19 protein-coding genes are annotated in these 15565 nt (G+C 64.4%); 7 read left to right on the top strand and 12 right to left on the bottom strand.

Annotated features, from left to right (window positions below):
* The first annotated feature begins 1 nt into the window (after nucleotide 1).
* Together WJU27_RS13460 and WJU27_RS13465 are read left to right on the top strand one after the other, a co-directional pair.
* Complete coding sequence (locus WJU27_RS13460; protein WP_341422420.1) at nucleotides 2-1045, top strand: heme-dependent oxidative N-demethylase family protein; 1044 nt, start codon at nucleotides 2-4, stop codon at nucleotides 1043-1045.
* Between the two features lie 463 nt (nucleotides 1046-1508).
* On the top strand, nucleotides 1509-2462 hold the full coding sequence (locus WJU27_RS13465) for a PEP-CTERM sorting domain-containing protein (RefSeq protein WP_341422421.1): 954 nt from the start codon (nucleotides 1509-1511) through the stop codon (nucleotides 2460-2462).
* 8 nt (nucleotides 2463-2470) lie between these two features.
* On the opposite strand, the gene msrA is transcribed toward WJU27_RS13465, so the two are convergent.
* The 11 genes from msrA to WJU27_RS13520 all read right to left on the bottom strand — a co-directional run bounded on the left by msrA (nucleotide 2471) and on the right by WJU27_RS13520 (nucleotide 8978).
* Nucleotides 2471-2980, bottom strand: coding sequence for a peptide-methionine (S)-S-oxide reductase MsrA (msrA, locus tag WJU27_RS13470; protein WP_341422422.1), 510 nt, complete (start codon nucleotides 2978-2980; stop codon nucleotides 2471-2473).
* The gene (gene msrB / locus WJU27_RS13475; protein ID WP_445928434.1) at nucleotides 2977-3426 is read right to left on the bottom strand and encodes a peptide-methionine (R)-S-oxide reductase MsrB; all 450 of its coding nucleotides are present in this window, start codon (nucleotides 3424-3426) and stop codon (nucleotides 2977-2979) included. The genes msrA and msrB overlap by 4 nt, the downstream gene beginning before the upstream one ends.
* A 146-nt stretch (nucleotides 3427-3572) precedes the next feature.
* Nucleotides 3573-4019, bottom strand: a complete 447-nt coding sequence (locus tag WJU27_RS13480; RefSeq protein WP_341422423.1) for a GNAT family N-acetyltransferase — start codon at nucleotides 4017-4019, stop codon at nucleotides 3573-3575.
* Between the two features lie 145 nt (nucleotides 4020-4164).
* A complete protein-coding gene (locus WJU27_RS13485; protein WP_341422424.1) occupies nucleotides 4165-4362 on the bottom strand; it encodes a hypothetical protein in 198 nt (65 codons plus the stop codon).
* 63 nt (nucleotides 4363-4425) lie between these two features.
* Nucleotides 4426-4782: a hypothetical protein gene (locus tag WJU27_RS13490; protein WP_341422449.1), complete on the bottom strand. Its 357-nt coding sequence runs from the start codon at nucleotides 4780-4782 to the stop codon at nucleotides 4426-4428.
* A 661-nt stretch (nucleotides 4783-5443) separates the two neighbouring features.
* Nucleotides 5444-5605: a cellular communication/signal transduction gene (locus WJU27_RS13495; RefSeq protein ID WP_341422425.1), complete on the bottom strand. Its 162-nt coding sequence runs from the start codon at nucleotides 5603-5605 to the stop codon at nucleotides 5444-5446.
* A gap of 396 nt (nucleotides 5606-6001) precedes the next feature.
* On the bottom strand, nucleotides 6002-6379 hold the full coding sequence (locus WJU27_RS13500; RefSeq protein WP_341422426.1) for a hypothetical protein: 378 nt from the start codon (nucleotides 6377-6379) through the stop codon (nucleotides 6002-6004).
* 106 nt (nucleotides 6380-6485) lie between these two features.
* Nucleotides 6486-6974, bottom strand: a complete 489-nt coding sequence (locus WJU27_RS13505; RefSeq protein ID WP_341422427.1) for a hypothetical protein — start codon at nucleotides 6972-6974, stop codon at nucleotides 6486-6488.
* A 56-nt stretch (nucleotides 6975-7030) separates the two neighbouring features.
* Nucleotides 7031-7336, bottom strand: a complete 306-nt coding sequence (locus tag WJU27_RS13510; RefSeq protein ID WP_296808448.1) for a hypothetical protein — start codon at nucleotides 7334-7336, stop codon at nucleotides 7031-7033.
* 90 nt (nucleotides 7337-7426) lie between these two features.
* Nucleotides 7427-7942 carry a hypothetical protein gene (locus WJU27_RS13515; protein WP_341422428.1) on the bottom strand — a complete coding sequence of 172 codons (516 nt, stop codon included), beginning with the start codon at nucleotides 7940-7942 and terminating at the stop codon, nucleotides 7427-7429.
* Nucleotides 7943-8540: 598 nt separating this feature from the next.
* Complete coding sequence (locus WJU27_RS13520) at nucleotides 8541-8978, bottom strand: T6SS immunity protein Tdi1 domain-containing protein (RefSeq protein ID WP_341422429.1); 438 nt, start codon at nucleotides 8976-8978, stop codon at nucleotides 8541-8543.
* Between the two features lie 243 nt (nucleotides 8979-9221).
* Here WJU27_RS13520 and WJU27_RS13525 point away from each other — a divergent pair, with 243 nt between their 5' ends.
* Together WJU27_RS13525 and WJU27_RS13530 are read left to right on the top strand one after the other, a co-directional pair.
* Nucleotides 9222-10931 (top strand): ABC transporter ATP-binding protein, encoded by a 1710-nt coding sequence (locus tag WJU27_RS13525; RefSeq protein ID WP_341422430.1) that lies wholly within the window; start codon nucleotides 9222-9224, stop codon nucleotides 10929-10931.
* A gap of 222 nt (nucleotides 10932-11153) precedes the next feature.
* Nucleotides 11154-11528, top strand: coding sequence for a group II truncated hemoglobin (locus WJU27_RS13530; RefSeq protein WP_341422432.1), 375 nt, complete (start codon nucleotides 11154-11156; stop codon nucleotides 11526-11528).
* 453 nt (nucleotides 11529-11981) lie between these two features.
* Here the strand turns inward: WJU27_RS13530 and WJU27_RS13535 are convergent, their stop codons facing one another.
* The gene (locus WJU27_RS13535; RefSeq protein WP_341422433.1) at nucleotides 11982-12821 is read right to left on the bottom strand and encodes a PEP-CTERM sorting domain-containing protein; all 840 of its coding nucleotides are present in this window, start codon (nucleotides 12819-12821) and stop codon (nucleotides 11982-11984) included.
* 290 nt (nucleotides 12822-13111) lie between these two features.
* Between WJU27_RS13535 and WJU27_RS13540 the strand changes: the two genes are divergently transcribed.
* From WJU27_RS13540 to WJU27_RS13550, 3 genes are read left to right on the top strand one after another with little or no spacing between them, the layout of a single operon-like run.
* Entirely contained in the window at nucleotides 13112-14095 is a 984-nt protein-coding gene (locus WJU27_RS13540) for a glycosyltransferase family 2 protein (protein ID WP_341422434.1), read from the top strand.
* On the top strand, nucleotides 14095-14478 hold the full coding sequence (locus WJU27_RS13545; protein WP_296808428.1) for a GtrA family protein: 384 nt from the start codon (nucleotides 14095-14097) through the stop codon (nucleotides 14476-14478). The genes WJU27_RS13540 and WJU27_RS13545 overlap by 1 nt, the downstream gene beginning before the upstream one ends.
* The gene (locus tag WJU27_RS13550; RefSeq protein ID WP_341422435.1) at nucleotides 14475-15245 is read left to right on the top strand and encodes a ChbG/HpnK family deacetylase; all 771 of its coding nucleotides are present in this window, start codon (nucleotides 14475-14477) and stop codon (nucleotides 15243-15245) included. The genes WJU27_RS13545 and WJU27_RS13550 overlap by 4 nt, the downstream gene beginning before the upstream one ends.
* Nucleotides 15246-15565 lie beyond the last annotated feature (320 nt).

Consider the following 15565-nt stretch of genomic DNA (forward strand, 5'->3'; position numbering starts at 1 on the left):
CATGAGCATCGCATTCAAGCCGGACGAAACCTTCCGCGGCGACTACACCTACCGCAACTCGCCGGCGGCCATCCGCCGCTTCCCTTTCCCCTTCCATCAGGACCAGTACATGTACTCGGTCAACATGGAGCCGCACACCAAGGGGCCGGCAGGTTCGGTGTTCGAGAACGCCTTCGACATCGATGAGCACTACATCGCCGAAATGCGCGACCGCGCCATCACGCTGGAGCGCGACCCGGGCCGCTGCGTGTCGCTGCCGCACATGATGGACGCCGAGTGGGACACGCTGGAACTGATCATGGAATCGCTGTCGCGCGACTATCCGGACATGTTCACGCTGGCCAGGGACGGCGCGCGCTGGAGCTGGATCAACAAGCCGCTGGGCATCGAGCAGACCTTCACCTTCGGCGACGCCGCCACGCTGCCCTGCCCGCCCTTCGAGTACATCACGCGGCAGTGCCAGGGTGACTTCGTCATCATGGACCAGCGCGACAACGACCTGTTCGCCGACGCAGGCATGATCACCTCGCAGGCCGACTGGTCGCTGATGTTCGACGCCGGCATGAGCTTCATGGAATGGCACGGTCCGGTGCCGCTGGCGCATGAGCTGGGCGTGTTCGAGCGCGCGCTGAAGTACCTGCTGATGCTGCAGCAGGGCCGACCGGTGCGCCGCCTGAACTGGACCATGACCATCAACCCGCGTCTCGACACCTCGCCGGAAACCTACCCGGAATGGGGCCCGGACCGCGCCAGCGTCACGCCGGACAACGTCGGCGACAAGGTGCACCTGCGCGTCGAACTGCAGGCCCTGTTCCGCCTGCCGCGCAGCAACGGCATGCTGTTCTCGATCCGCGGCTATCTGGCCAGCATGAACGAACTGGCCACCTACCCGCGCTGGGCCAAGCGTCTGCACCGCGTACTGAGCACGCTGCCGAACGAGCTGGCCGAGTACAAGGGTCTGGTGCGCTACAAGCCGACCACGCTGGAATGGCTGTCGAAGTTCGACGACGGCGAAGTGCTGCCGGCCGGCACGCAACCCGAGTAAGCAGCGCCGCAACGCGCTCGCGGCGGACATGGGGGGTGCCCGTGTCCGCCGTTTTCGTTCACGGGCCGCAGCGTCGCCGGAATCAGTGCAGCAGCGCGTCGACCCGCAGAATCGCGAGCAAGCTCGCTCCCACAGGGCCCGCGGTCGCGTATCGGACGTGCTTCTGTGGGAGCGGCCTTGGCCGCGATGCGGCGTCAGCAAGCCACAGGCTCCGATCTGGGCCGATATCGCGCCTCGAAGATTGACGACAGCGGCTGATCTGCGGCCCCGTCGCGGTCAGAAGACCGCTCCCACACTGTCATCGTGCGCCCCCCCTATTTGAGGGTGTCGACACGCCATACAGCACTCCGGCCGTACACTTCCGTTCGCACGCAAATGATTGATTTTAATGCGAACAGTTCTCGTCTGGTGCGCATCTTGCTGCGGGGCGAGACTCATCCTTCAACCGCCCCAGGAGGTCACCATGCCGCGCGCTCTTGCCCGTATTCCCGTGCTCACCGTATTCGCCGCGCTGTCGTTCCAGGCCCACGCACTGACCCAGGTGCAATGGGTGACGCCATCGGAAAGCCAGATCGTCAGCGGTGGCGGTCTGCAGTCGGTGAACCTCGATGAAACGCCTTACGTGTCGACGGGTGGCGTCACCTTCGTCGGCAAGGCGCAGGGCGACGACGCGACCGGCACGGTGCGCGTATTCAGCGAAATTGACAGCCGCGGCGTCAGCGGCGTACCCGACCTGCTGATCGGCTCCGCCTTCGCCCAGAACACGAGCAGCGGCGTGCTCGTCGGCACGCCGGGCAGCGGCCCGGTGGACGTCACCTTCGTATTCACCTTCGACGGCAGCTTCCACACCTACAGCGGCAACGTGTTCCACCAGCTTGTCGGTACGCTGACACTGGGCATACCGTCGAGCACGGTCGCCTTCACCAATGTGAACTACCAGTCGCAACTGGTGTTCCGCACCGATCTGCTGGACGACACCGCCGTGCGCACTGAAAGCAAGGGCAACGTCACCTATTTCGAACCGGGTTTCGTCTACGTCGATGAGCCCTACGCCGGCGCCACGAGCACCGTCATCAATGACGACATGGACGACCTGATCGGCGAAATCCGGCTCACCGTCACGATGGCCCCAGGTCAGAGCTTCGTGCTGGTGAACAACCTCAGCACTCAGGTCACGCCCGAACCCATACTGCCCAGCGCCGGCCCCTTCGACTACAGCCAGTCCTGGGGCGCGGTCGACGGTTTCAACACCGGCCGGTTGAGCATCCTGCTGCCGCAGGGCTACACGCTAGAAGGCAATACCGGCCTGCTGACCGCCGCCGTCGCACCGCCTGTGCCCGAACCCGCAACCTGGGGCCTGATGGCCGCCGGTCTGGCGGTGCTCGGCGCGATCGCGCGCCGCCGAACGAACGCGTAAGACGCCGCTCAGGCGGCGGCGTCCCGCTTCGGCAGCACCCAGTTCGGTCGCGGGAAGTGGCAGGTGTAGCCGTTCGGGAAATGCTCCAGGTAGTCCTGATGTTCCGGTTCGGCCTCCCAGAAATCACCGACCGGCTCGACCTCGGTCACCACCTTGCCCGGCCAGATGCCCGACGCATCGACGTCGGCGATGGTGCGCAGCGCCTCGTCGCGCTGCGCTTCGCTGGTCCAGTAGATCGCCGAGCGGTAGGACGGCCCGCGGTCGTTGCCCTGGCGGTTCGGCGTGCTCGGGTCGTGGATCTGGAAGAAGAATTCCAGCAGCCGGCGATAGCTCAGCTGCGCCGGATCGAACAGGATCTCGATCGCCTCGGCGTGCGTGCCGTGATTGCGGTAGGTCGCGTTCGGCACGTCGCCGCCGCTGTAACCGACGCGCGTCGAGACCACACCAGGGAGGCGGCGGATCAGCTGCTGCATGCCCCAGAAACAGCCGCCGGCAAGCACTGCGCGTTCGGTGCTCATCGCACGTCCTCCACCTGATCCAGATAGTCGCCGTAACCTTCGGCCACCATGTTGTCGCGATGCACGAAGCGCAGCGACGCCGAATTGATGCAGTAGCGCAGCCCGCCGCGGTCGCGCGGGCCGTCCGGGAAGACGTGGCCGAGGTGGCTGTCGCCATGCGCCGAGCGCACTTCGGTACGGATCATGCCGAGCGAAGCATCGCGCAGCTCGGTCACATGCGCCGGCTCGATCGGCTTGGTGAAGCTGGGCCAGCCGCAGCCGGACTCGAACTTGTCGCTCGACGCGAACAGCGGCTCGCCGGACACGATGTCGACGTAGATGCCCGGTTCGTGGTTGTGCAGGTATTCGCCGGTGCCCGGGTACTCGGTGCCGTTCTGCTGCGTAACCCGGTACTGCTCAGGCGTGAGGCGGGCGATCGCCTCGGGTGATTTGCGATAGGTCATCATGCGTCCTCCTGTGGCGTCGTAGACCGCGCCCCCGCGGGCGCGTTCTGCGTTTCTTGTCATCGCCGAGGATAGCGCGAACGGCTTCGCTCATCGTGCGCCGGCATTCAGGGTCCGACGCCGCTCTGCCGCCCCCGGTTCAGACCGCTTCAAGGCGCCGTCGGAACATGCGGAGATGGCAGTGCGCCCTCCATGCGGAAGCGGCGCAATGCCTCGCCCTGACGCAGCACGACCTCCTCGGCCAGGACCGCCAGCCCCTGGCGCTCGAAGAATGGGCGCGCCGCCAGACTGGCCTCGGCAAAGACGCGCTCGGCGCCAGCGCGGCGGAGGTCCGCGCACGCCGCGCGGAAGAGTGCGGACGCCACACCCCGGCGCGCATGCTGCGGCGCCGTGAACAGCAGATCGACGTGACCCTGATGCGTGTAGCCGATGAAACCGGCCACCTCATCGCCGTCGCACGCGAGCCGGGCATGCAGACGCGACAGGCGGGCGCGCCAGGCATCCGGATCGGGCGGCAGCGGTGCCCACGCGCGACACTGTTCGCGGGTATAGGCACGGCCCGCAAGATCGTGAACCGCCGCGGCAAACACCGCCATCAGCGCATCGAGGTCGGATTCAAGCGCTTCACGTATCCGCATTTCAAATGGATCGACTCGGTTGGACCGCGCGGTCGGGCGGATCGTGCATGACAGCCCCCTTCACGAAACGGCGGCGCGCAGGCGACCCGCACAGCATCGCAGACTATTCGCTGCGCACCCGCGCCGGCCACTCCGCAAAGGCGAACACCCACAACGCGATCACGTTGACGAAGGGGACGAGCAGCAGCAGTGAGAACGCGCCGTTGTACCCGGCCTTGCTGACGATGCGCCAGGCCGGAATGACGAAGATCACCAGCAAGGGCAGGAAGAACAGCCCGTGATTCATGCCAGGAAATCCCATGGAATGCTCCTCTCAAACGGCTGCTGCGTACCCGCAGCGTGGCCGGTCAAGCATACGCCAGGCTCAGTGCTCACACTCGAGCGCCGCATGCACCCAGCGGCCACCCCTGTCGACACAGGCATCGATCAGGATTTCGCGTGCGACGAAGGGGGCAAGCGCCAGAACGGCCGCCACCGCGAGCAGAAGCCAGGCCAGCGTGCCGATGCGCGGAAGGCGACCCAGCGCCCGAAACAGGCCGACCGCCGCCACAAAGGCGGCGAGCGACCAGAGGAACGAAGCGAGGGAACGTCGCTCCCAGCCCAGCTTGTGAGGCCCCGGCAGTCCGCCTGCGACCCAGGCGCTGACGAAGGCGTCGTTCAGATACAGCAGGCCAACCACACCGAGGCCAAGCAGCGCTGCGCACCGCGCAATGCCGAGCATCACGCCCGTTGCAGACACGATCGAACGGTCTGCACCGTGCTCAGGACTCGGTGCGCTCATATGCCGTGTTCGCCATCGAAACGGTGCTGAAAGTGCCCACGACAACACAAGCGATGGCATAGCCGATGCCGAGGCTCGCACTCGCCCTCACGGCAACACTGAGAGACGCCGCAGCGCCCTCGGCCACCGGCATCGCCATCCGGAGCGGGATATCCGCGAGCGACCAGAGCCCGATGGTCGCAAGCCAGGGCCAGAACGTCCTTGCGACGAGATCGGAGCCACACGAGGGGCAACGGAAAGCGCGCTTCAGGCTCAGCCAGGACAGTCGTGCATTGCAGTGTGGGCAGCGCGCAGACATGAATGATCTCAATGTGGGACGGGCGGAAACCGTGCTGCCTCATCGCGCGACGGTCAGGCGCAACAGGAGCAACCGAGTGGTCACGCTTTCATGCTTCCTCGTTCAATCCGTGTTCGGTCCCCATTGACTGCATGGGCTCTGTCCGGCCCCCTCTTTACGGATTCGGAGGACGTCCCGACGCCACGCAAGCGCGGAGTGCAGTCAACTTCAATCTCGCTGACCGTCGCACTCGCTGCCTCGGGCGCGGCCTGCTGAACTCCGCCGCCCAAAGGCGTTTGCGGGCACACCGGGACAGAGCATCCGCTATTCGAGTCCAAGAATCGCCCCCACCGACTTTTCAATCAGCTCGACCAACTCGGCATCCATGTACCGGTACTCGTCCGGAATATCCAGGACGTGAATCGGCTTGTTTTCGAGAACTCGCCTGCACTCAGTCATTAGCCGGGACTTGTGCTTCTTTTCCATGACGAAGACCACATGAGCCCATGAAAGGTCGGCAGCGGTGACGGGGTGCCTCGCATTCGGGCTTGTTCCTCCAGACCTGACCGAGAGCGATGGATGCTTACGCCACACCTGCTCCGCCGTCGGACTTCGCCACTGGTTTCGGCTGCAAACAAACAGGACATTTGTTCGGACCGAAGGTTTCACGCTTGCGTCATGCGCTTGTTTCAAACCTGACCCTCGATGACCCGCGGGGAGTCGATCCCAAGCTGCTTTGATCGGGCAAGCTTGGTTGACTGTTTCCGGTTCCTTGCACGCTTGAAGTCTTCGGGCATGGCTGGAGACGCCTGACGTTCGAATTCAGCGGTCGGCAAAAGCGCAGCTTTGACGGTCCGCTGGAATGAACAGTTAGACATGGAGTTAGCGCATGTCTCTGATGCCCGCGTTAATCGCAATCCCGTAGCTCTTGTCATTGAATCCAGGATTTTCTTCACGGAATTGTTTTACAGCATCTTCGTACGAAATGGTGACGGATGGGTATTTGAAAAACGCCATTCCAACAAAACCATTTTTAGCCAAGAGTTGTTGCGATCTTCGTAGCGCATCTTCATACGCACTTGCATCAAACTCACTGAAGACTTCTTGAGGGGTAATGTCATCTGGCTTGGGCCCCGGGCCCCATCGCTTTGTGTCACGGTTGTAGTAATTAATGAGAAAGACCGCGTCTAAGAACGCCGCCTCCTTAGCCTCTTCAACGTATCGAGCCCTCTCTGCTAGGTCATCCTTGGAGAGTTCCATGGCGCCAATGTCTAACGTTCGAATTCAGGGGCCGGCGGAGGGCGAAGCCCGGAGCGAACCGGCAAGCGCAGCTTGCCGGCGGTCCCCTGGAACGAAAAGTTAGAGCTCATTTCATATGCTCCGCCATGAATTTCTCGATTGCTCCGGGGGTGCGTTTTGAACCTGCCAGCCACTGGACCTGCCACTCGGTCAGCCGTTCTCCGGAGACGACCTCGAATACTCCGGGCTGTGGTTCGTTTACGTGCTTCAATTGGCGGACGAGAACCAATGGTTCCTCAGCGCCCTTGGACTGTTGCGAGAATGCCAGGGCACGCTCGTACTGCGCGAATGCCACGAAGTAGTCACCCCCACTACTTCTCGCCGGGGCACCACGTTCCGGGTGCAGCCACACTCGGTACTCAAGCACTTCGTCATAGAAGTAGCCAGCGCCAGATTTTACAGAGCCAGGGTACGTACCGACTTTGGCTGGAGAAGCGGCAGTTGGAAATGCACTCGCCCCAGAAACGGCTCTGTCCGCACGCACGGCATCGAAGTCCGCATGGGCGCAAACGCCGACGGCAAGCAGCAAGATGGTGGCGATCAGGCGAGGGACCATATGAGCTCTAACGCCGAAGCCAAGAGGCGCCGCAGGCGTCCGCCTTGGGCGACCAGTTATACCCAGTTGTTGAGCGCATGCCTCAACTCCCATTGCTCAAAACCTTGCACAGCGATCTCGCCACGGGGACCCAGCAAAGAAAGATTGAATCCCTCCTCGACATCGTCATAGTAGATAACCGACTCCTCTTTCTGCGCCACTATGTACACCGTCTCGACGGCGCCATTTCGATTAATCGACGCCTTTCGCATGGGCACACGAAACCCCTCGAAGAGCGCCCGCTGTTCAGGCGAGCATCGAAGCAGCTCGCGCGATAGAAGAGCTTCCAATTGGTCGGCTGAAATCGGCGCCCAGCTAGTCATGGGTATAACGTTCAAAATCACCGGACCTGCGCGGTTTTTCGCGCAGGTCCGGTGCATTGCGGGGTTGGGCATCTGCGGCTAGGCAAAAGCCTATCTACCCAATTCAAGAGGGGCCACCTTCAATCCGTACTTGTTTCCGACCAAGCCGAGCCTTGCGGAATAAAGGTCCAGCGTCGACATGGCGAGGACCGCCCAGAACTGCGGACTTGCTATCAGTTTCGCCATTCGTTCGCCGGAGGCAGAGTACTTCTTTCCGGCATCCGAATTCAGGAACGCGATAACTTGGCGAAGCTCGTCATTTGTCATGTCCGTCGAAATGTCACGCGCGACCAACGACGTATAGCCGCCCGGCTGCGAGAACACGCGCTCGACCTCTAGCTCATATTCTTTGGATATCTGGTTCCACTTTTCAGACGGGACATCGGGGTTCAGTTTCTTATCGGGCTCCAGCAGCTTGCTAAGGCTGCCGCCCATCGCAAGCTTCAGGCCTTTAAGTGAGGACGGGCGCAGCACTTCTTCTAGACCCTTAACGAGTAGATCACGCTCATTCGGTTGAGTCTGTGCATAACTGCTAAGTGATGAAAAGAGCAGCGCTAGTACGGCCAAGCATTTCTTCAAGATGGGTCCCTTTCTTTGAAACGTCGAATCCGTGGATCGAGCCGAACTCAAGATGCCCAACGTTTGACATGAGAGGCCCGACCCGGCTTGCCGGGGCGGGTCCTCTCGATGGAAGGGTTAGGCCTCACTGTTGGCCTTGTACGACTGGTATTCATCTTGAATTACGCCGTGGTTCAATAGCAAGGCCGTGCTCCTCGGAAAGTGTTGCTCCATGGCTGCCCACAACTCGCTGAACTCGTCGAATCCGAGCATTTCGTCTGCGTCTTCCTGTTCGAGACTTGGGTCGAGTGGTCCAAATTCGTAGAGGTCTACATACTCCGGTGTTCCGAGGTCCGCGCTGTCGTAGCGACGAAGTAGCACCTGATTTCTGTCTTGCGATAGCGATATGGCGAGCCAACGAACTCCTTGCTTGCCGTTTAGCTCACACTTGCCCAAGAAGCATTCGACTGTCTTCCCTGAGACCACTGCGGATTCGGCTTCTCGAACAGACAAGTAGCGTCGGGACATTTCGTGTGAGGCCTAACGTGGAAGTGAGCGGCCTGCGCGGTTTTTTTCGCGCAGATCCGCTCGACTGAAAGGTTATGCGTCAATCGACCACCCGTAGCTTGACATGCGCACCATCGGGAAGCTCATTGATCTGACGAGCGATATCGCCAGACATGCGTACAAGCTCGACTAGCGGTGCAGTGGCAAGATTGTCTCCACCGTACTCACCGCCCAGGGCACCAGGAATCTTGAGGCAGTACTTTCTTCCTTCGGCCAACGGGCCGCACTTGTCGTTCGCCAGTGAGACAAGAGCCGTCATGTACCAATCGTGAAGGAACTCTTGGTCGGTTGAGAGTTGGTCAAGTGCGGCTCGATTAGCGGCGATCACGCCGCAATAGCAGTCTTCTGGGCAAAGACGCCAGTACTTTCCCTCTTCATCTTTGATGATGAGATTGCCAAAGTCGTTTTCGCCAACAACCTCAACTGGCTCTATGCCCGCCCATCCCCACGATTGGCTGATTTCGTCAACGAGGCTCATGTGATAACGCATAACGTGATGTAGACATCAAAATTGATGGATATTCCAGAAGCCTGCGTGATATTCCAGCGGACACCGCACCTGATTCCTTACTGTTTTCATCGCGTTACTGCCGCAGTCCGTTTATCGGAGCCTCTCATCTGCGGTGTTACACGGCAATCGACCTTTCGACCGACGCAGATCGCTGTACGCCACCGCCCCAGCGACCCGCGATAATGTGCGGCTCACCTTCGCCGCCCCGCCATGTCCGCCCCACCCACCTTCCGTCTGACCGACGTCCCGCGCGCGATCGCCTTCTTTCTTGAAGCCGACCGCCGCCGCTACCTGTTCTTCATCTGCGTGCTGGGCGTGGTGCAGTTCTACCCGATGCTGCCGCCCTACCTGATCGGGCGGGTCGCGGATTTCCTGCTCGGCTGGCAGCGCGGTGACAGTCTGGCGCCGCTGTACACGCTGGTGGTCACGCTGGGCGTGGCGCACGCCTGCGTGGCGCTGGTGCGGCTGTCGACCAAGCGGGTGATCGGGCGCATGGCGATCGATGCGCGCATGCGCGCCAAGGTGTGGGGCTTCGAGCGGCTGCTCGATTTCTCGCTGGCCTGGCACCAGAAGGAGAGCACCGGCAACAAGGCACAGCGGGTGATCACCGGGGCGGACGCGGTGCGCGACTGGACCAGCGAACTGGTCAATGCGCTGCTCACCGCCAGCGGCGCCTTCTTCGGCGCGCTGATCGCCTGCATGCTGCTGCACCCGGCGACGGTATTCTTCTTCCTCTACTACTGCGGCGTGCTCGGCTTCATCGAGTGGTATTTCTACCGCCGCATCGCGCGGCTGTCGGACCAGATCAACGCGTCGATGGAGAACGCCAGCGGCAGCTTCGTCGAGAGCGCGGCCAACATCCTGTCGGTGAAGGCGATGAATGCAGGCGCCGACATGACGGCGCGCGTGGCCGATCGCGAACGCGCGGCGCGCGACTTCGCCTACCGCCGGCTGCGCCTCACCAATACGAAGTGGATGCTGTTCCAGCTGCACACCGCGCTGGCCTGGGCGATCTACATCTTCGGCGTGGCCTGGGGCGTGATGGAAGGAGGATTGTCGGTTGGCCTGGTGCTCACCTACAGCGCCTACTTCAATACGCTGCGCGAAGCGTCGATGGACATGACCGACCGCGTGCAGACGATGATCGAACGCACCTCGAACCTCGGCCGCATGATGCCGCTGTTCGCGCCGCAGCCCAGCCAGCACGGCACGCAGGACTGGCCGGCCGACTGGCGCGCGCTGCAGGCGGAAGCGCTCACTTTCGCGCACGACGGCCGTCGCGTGCTCGGGCCGCTGGACTTCCGCATCGCACGCGGCGAGCACGTCGGCATCGCCGGGCGCTCGGGTTCGGGCAAGAGCACGCTGGTGAAGCTGCTGCTGGCGCTCTATCCGCCGGAATCGGGCCGCCTCACCGTCGACGGCGTGCCGCTGGCCGACATCCGGCACGAGGCGCTGCTGCACCAGATCGCGGTGGTACCTCAGGAAACCGAACTGTTCAGCCTGTCGCTGCTGGAGAACCTGACCCTGGGCCGCGAGGTGAGCATGGTCGATGTGCTGCGCGCCTGCCGCATCGCCCAGCTCGACGACGTGATCGCGCTGCTGCCCGAGGGCCTGGACAGCCCGGTCGGCGAGAAGGGGCACAGCCTGTCCGGCGGCCAGCGCCAGCGCGTGGGCATCGCGCGCGCAGTGCTGCGCGACGCCCCGGTATTGCTGCTGGACGAGGCGACGTCTGCACTCGACGCCGACACCGAGGCGCGCGTGATCGACGCGCTGATGAGCGAGCACGCGCCCGGCCGCACCGTCATCCTGATCGCGCACCGCCCGCGCGCCTTCGAGCGCATGGGCCGCGTGCTCACGATGGACGCCGGCCGCCTGACCGGTGACGGTGCATTCCATGCGCATGCTCCAGCGCCGGCATAGTTCCTGTGGACAGCGCCGGCTACCCCCTATGCGGTATTGCGCCGGCACCGTCGCGGCGCAATCCTTCGGTCCGTGGGCGCGGTGTTCCGACTGTGCCGTCAGAGGGAAAACTGCACTGACCTCCATGCGGCAACGCGGTGCTTCGCGACGCTGCGCCCACGACCCGCAACAACATCCGTACATGGGAAGAAGATGAACGCCCCGTCGATGAAGCCGCCCAGCATGTTCCAGCAAATCGGCGGCGAAGAGCCGCTGCGCCGGCTGGTCAATGCCTTCTACGACATCGTCGAAACCCACCCGGACGGTGAGCCGGTACACAAGCTGCACCAGGAAGGTTTCGGCGTCGCCCACCTGCGCGAGGCGCAGTTCGAGTTCCTGTGCGGCTTCCTCGGCGGCCCGCGCTACTACGCCGAACGCATGGGCCACTCGAATCTGCGGCAGATGCATGCGCACGTCGCCATCGGCCAGGCGGAAGTCGTGTCCTGGCTGCGCTGCATGGTGCATGCGATCGAAGCGACCGGCCTCCCGACCGACGTCGGTGTGCGACTGATGCAGCACTTCACCCGCGCCGCCGAGGCGCTGAAGAACCGCGACTGACCGCGCAGCGGACCCTGCTCCGGGGGCCCGAAGCCCGCGGTAGGAGCGGTCTTCCGACCGCGACACGGCCGCCGCAGTCCGCCGGCTCCGATACAAGCCGCTGTCGGGGTCAGAAGACCCCTCCCACAAAGCTCCGGCTCTAGCTCGGGCCGCGGGTCAGACGCAACCTCTGTGGGAGCGGCCTTGGCCGCGACACGGCCGCTGCAGATCACTGGCTTCGATACAAGGCCGCGGTCGGGGACAGAAGACCCCTCCCACAGAACCCGCGTTCCGGCCCCGCCAGCGGAGATCTGGCGCCCGTCTCCCTGCGAGAGCGACACCAGCGCCGAGATCGCGCCGCCTCGAATCGCCCGCCAAAGCCGGAATCAGGACACCGCCCTCGCTGCGCCTCGGCCCGTGCGTGAACGAAAAAGGGGCTGCCGCGGCAGCCCCCTGAAGCGAGCGCCGGAGCGCTCAGGTGTTGCGACGGCGCGCGAACGCCAGACCGGCCAGGCCAAGACCCAGCAGGCCAAGCACGCCCGGCTCCGGGATGGCCGTCGCTTCTTGGAAGGTGGTCGACAGCCGCAGGTTGTCGATCAGGATGCGGTCGCCGCTGTCCAGGTTGGCGAGACGGATGCCCACGCGATCGATCGCCGAAATGCCGGCGTTGCCGGTGAAGCTCGCGTCCGGCGACAGGAAGTCGTCGACGGTCGGGTTCAGCCACAGGTCGAAGTTCGTGTAGTTGCCAGCTGCATTGCGGTACAGGTGGCCGACCACGAGATAGGTGTCGAGCACGTCGAGATTGCTGTCCGGCGCATAGCTGCCACCGGTGCCAGTGGTGCGGGCGAAGATGTCGTTGGTGGCGCTGCTGCTGTCCTGGTTGCCCTTGACGCCGATGTTCGGGCGATTGGCGCCGCCGTTGTTGGTGCCCAGATCCAGCCACAGGCCCATGAAGTCGTTGCGGTCGATCGAGCTGCCGCGGTCGGCCTGGATCAGGAAACTCACGAACAGGCTGTCGCCGCTGAAGGACGACGCCAGCGTGCGCACGGCGGCGTTGCTTGCGTTGCCGGTCAGGGCCAGCGCGCGATTGCCGGACAGGTTGGCGGCCGGATCGACGACGTTGGCGTTGCCGGTCGCGCTCCACGCGCCACCCCAGCCCGAGCCGCCGTTGGCGCCGTTCAGCGCGCCGGTCGAGTAGGACTGGAAGCCATCCTGCGCAATCACGGCTGCGCCGGCATGCGACGCAACAAACGCCAGTGACAGAGCCGCGGCGGAGCGTGCAATCAGATTCAGGAAATGAGTCGGGAAGGTCATCGCTTGTCTCGTTTAGTGTTGTCGTGTCGGCAGGCGGATGTGCTCGGGCGTTTCCGGCCTGCATGGGCGCCGTTCGGCGCGTGACGGCGCTTTCAGCAACCGCTGTGCCAGAAACCCGGAAACGCTTTCGCGTCAATGTCTTGTGATTGTCACAATGTGTGCGCGAACGATTCGTACCCATGCTGTAAAGCGCACCGACAGATACTTCAACCGATACACTGCACGCCGTTTCCGGCGCTGCGCCGCTCTGCACACCGGCAGTCGGCGACTGCCGGAGCGCCCACAACACGATGAACCAGACCACCCCACCGCCGCACTCTTCCGCACGCACCACCGCGCCCGTACTCAGCGTCGTGGTGCCGGCATACAACGAGGCCGGTGCGCTCGCCAGCACGCTGGACATGATTGCGCGCCATCTGGCCGCGCTGGTGCCGCACTATGAAATCGTCGTCGTCGACGACGGCAGCCGCGACGCCACCGCGCAGATCGCCGCCGACTGCGCTGAGCGTCTGCCGGTGACGCTGGTGCGCTTCTCGCGCAATTTCGGCAAGGAGGCGGCGATCTCGGCCGGCCTGCAGCACGCGCGCGGCGACGTCGTGGTGTGCATGGACGCCGACGGCCAGCACTCGGCCGACCTGCTCGGCACCATGCTGGCGCACTGGCGCGAAGGCTGGGACATGGTCTATGCGGTGCGCGCCGATCGCGCCGAGCAGGGCCTGTTCAACCGCCTCGGCTCCAAACTGTTCTACCGCATGATGAATGCGAGCGGCCGGCTGGACATCCCGCCGAATGCCGGCGATTTCCGGCTGATGGACCGGCGCGTCGTCGACGCCCTGCTCGCGCTGCCCGAGCGCCAGCGCTTCATGAAGGGCATGTACGCCTGGGTCGGCTTCCGCTCGATCGGCATCCCCTACACACCGCTGCCGCGCACCGCCGGCATGACCACCTTCAACCGGCTCAACCTGATGCGCCTGGCGTGGACCGGCCTCACCAGTTTTTCCGTGCTGCCGCTGCGCATGGCCAGCCTGATCGGCCTGCTGCTGTCGACAGTGGCCTTCGCCTACGGCCTGTACGAGGTGGTCGAGAAGCTGCTGTTCGGCGTCGACGTACCCGGCTGGCCCACCGTGGTGGTCAGCATCATGTTCTTCTCCGGTGTGCAGCTGCTGTTCATCGGCATCCTTGGCGAATACCTGGCGCGGGTGTACGACGAAGTAAAGGGCCGCCCGCCCTACATCGTCGCCGAAGTGGTGCGCGGCAGCGGGCAGCAGGACTGATGCGCGCCTCGGTACTGCTGTTCCTGATCGTCGGCGGCTGCGCGGCGGCGACGCACTATCTGGTCACGCTGGGCGTGGACTGGGCGACCGGCATCGACCCGGCGTGGTCCAATCTGGTCGGCTTCGTGTGCGCCTTCCCGGTGAGCTACCTCGGCCACCGCAACCTGTCCTTCGCCGGCACGCAGGCGCCGCACCGGCAGGCGCTGCCGCGATTGCTGGCGGTGTCCTGTACCGCCTTCGTCGGCAATCAGCTGATGCTCGCCGCGCTGCTGCGCTTCACGCCGCTGCCGCTGTGGGTCGCGCTGGCCATCGTGCTGGTGTTCGTCGCGCTGAGCACCTGGCTGCTCGGCCGCTACTGGGCGTTCGCGCACTCGCCGGCGTGAAGACGGTGTATCTCACCGCCGACGACTACGGCTACAACGCCGCAGTCGACGACGCCATCCTCGCGCTGATGGCGGACGGCCGGCTGTCCGGTGCCGGCTGCATGACGCGCGCCCCGGGCTGGCCGGCGGCGGCGTCGCGCATCGGTGCCGCAGGCAGCTTCGGCCTGCACCTCGACTTCACCGAATTCAGCCCGCTGCGCCGCGGCCTGTGGCCGCTGATCGGCGCCAGCCTCGCGCACCGCCTCGATGCGAGCGCACTGCGCGACGAAATCGCCACCCAGTGCGCACTTTTCGAGGACGCGACTGGCCGTGCGCCGGACTATGTGGATGGCCACCAGCACGTGCACCAGCTGCCGCAGATCCGCGAAGCGCTGGTCGAGGTACTGGTCGCCCGCTACGCCGGCCCCCTGCCCTGGCTGCGCATCAGCGGCGCGCGCATCGGCGACGGCGCCAAGCCGCTGTTCATCGCCGCACTCGGCGCTGCCGCGCTGGAGCGCCTGGCCTTCGCCGCCCACATCCGCGCGATGCCGCGACTGCTCGGCGCCTATGGCTTCGACGGCGACGCCACCGGCTACCGTCAGCGCCTTTCGGGCTGGCTCGGCAATGCCGCCGACGGCGACGCGGTGATGGTGCACCCGGCGACGCAGGCACTGCCCGGCGACCCGATCGGCGCCGCTCGGGTGCGCGAGTACAGCGTGCTGGCATCCGACACGCTGCCGGCTCTGCTTGCCGCCAACGCCGTGGAGCTGGGCTCGCTGGGCGGCTGAACCTCCGGGCGGCGTCCGACGCGTGGTCGGAGCGAGGAATCTGTGGGAGGGGTCTTCTGACCCCGACAGCCATCTGTATCGAAGCCGGCGGACTACGACGGCCGCGTCGCGGCCAAGGCCGCTTCTACAGGATGAGCGCCCGATCCACGGCCTGAGCCCGGATGCTGTGGGAGGGGTCTTCTGACCCCGACAGCCACCTGTATCGCAGCCGGCGGACTACAACGGCCGCGTCGCGGCCAAGGCCGCTCCTTGTATTGTCTTTACCTCCCGAGGGGCACCTCGGGACGAGCAGGTGGATGCCGCGTCGCTCCTTGGGCTTA

Source organism: Methyloversatilis sp. NSM2, from assembly GCF_038066675.1.
In the GTDB taxonomy this organism is placed as follows: Bacteria; Pseudomonadota; Gammaproteobacteria; order Burkholderiales; family Rhodocyclaceae; genus Methyloversatilis; species Methyloversatilis discipulorum_A.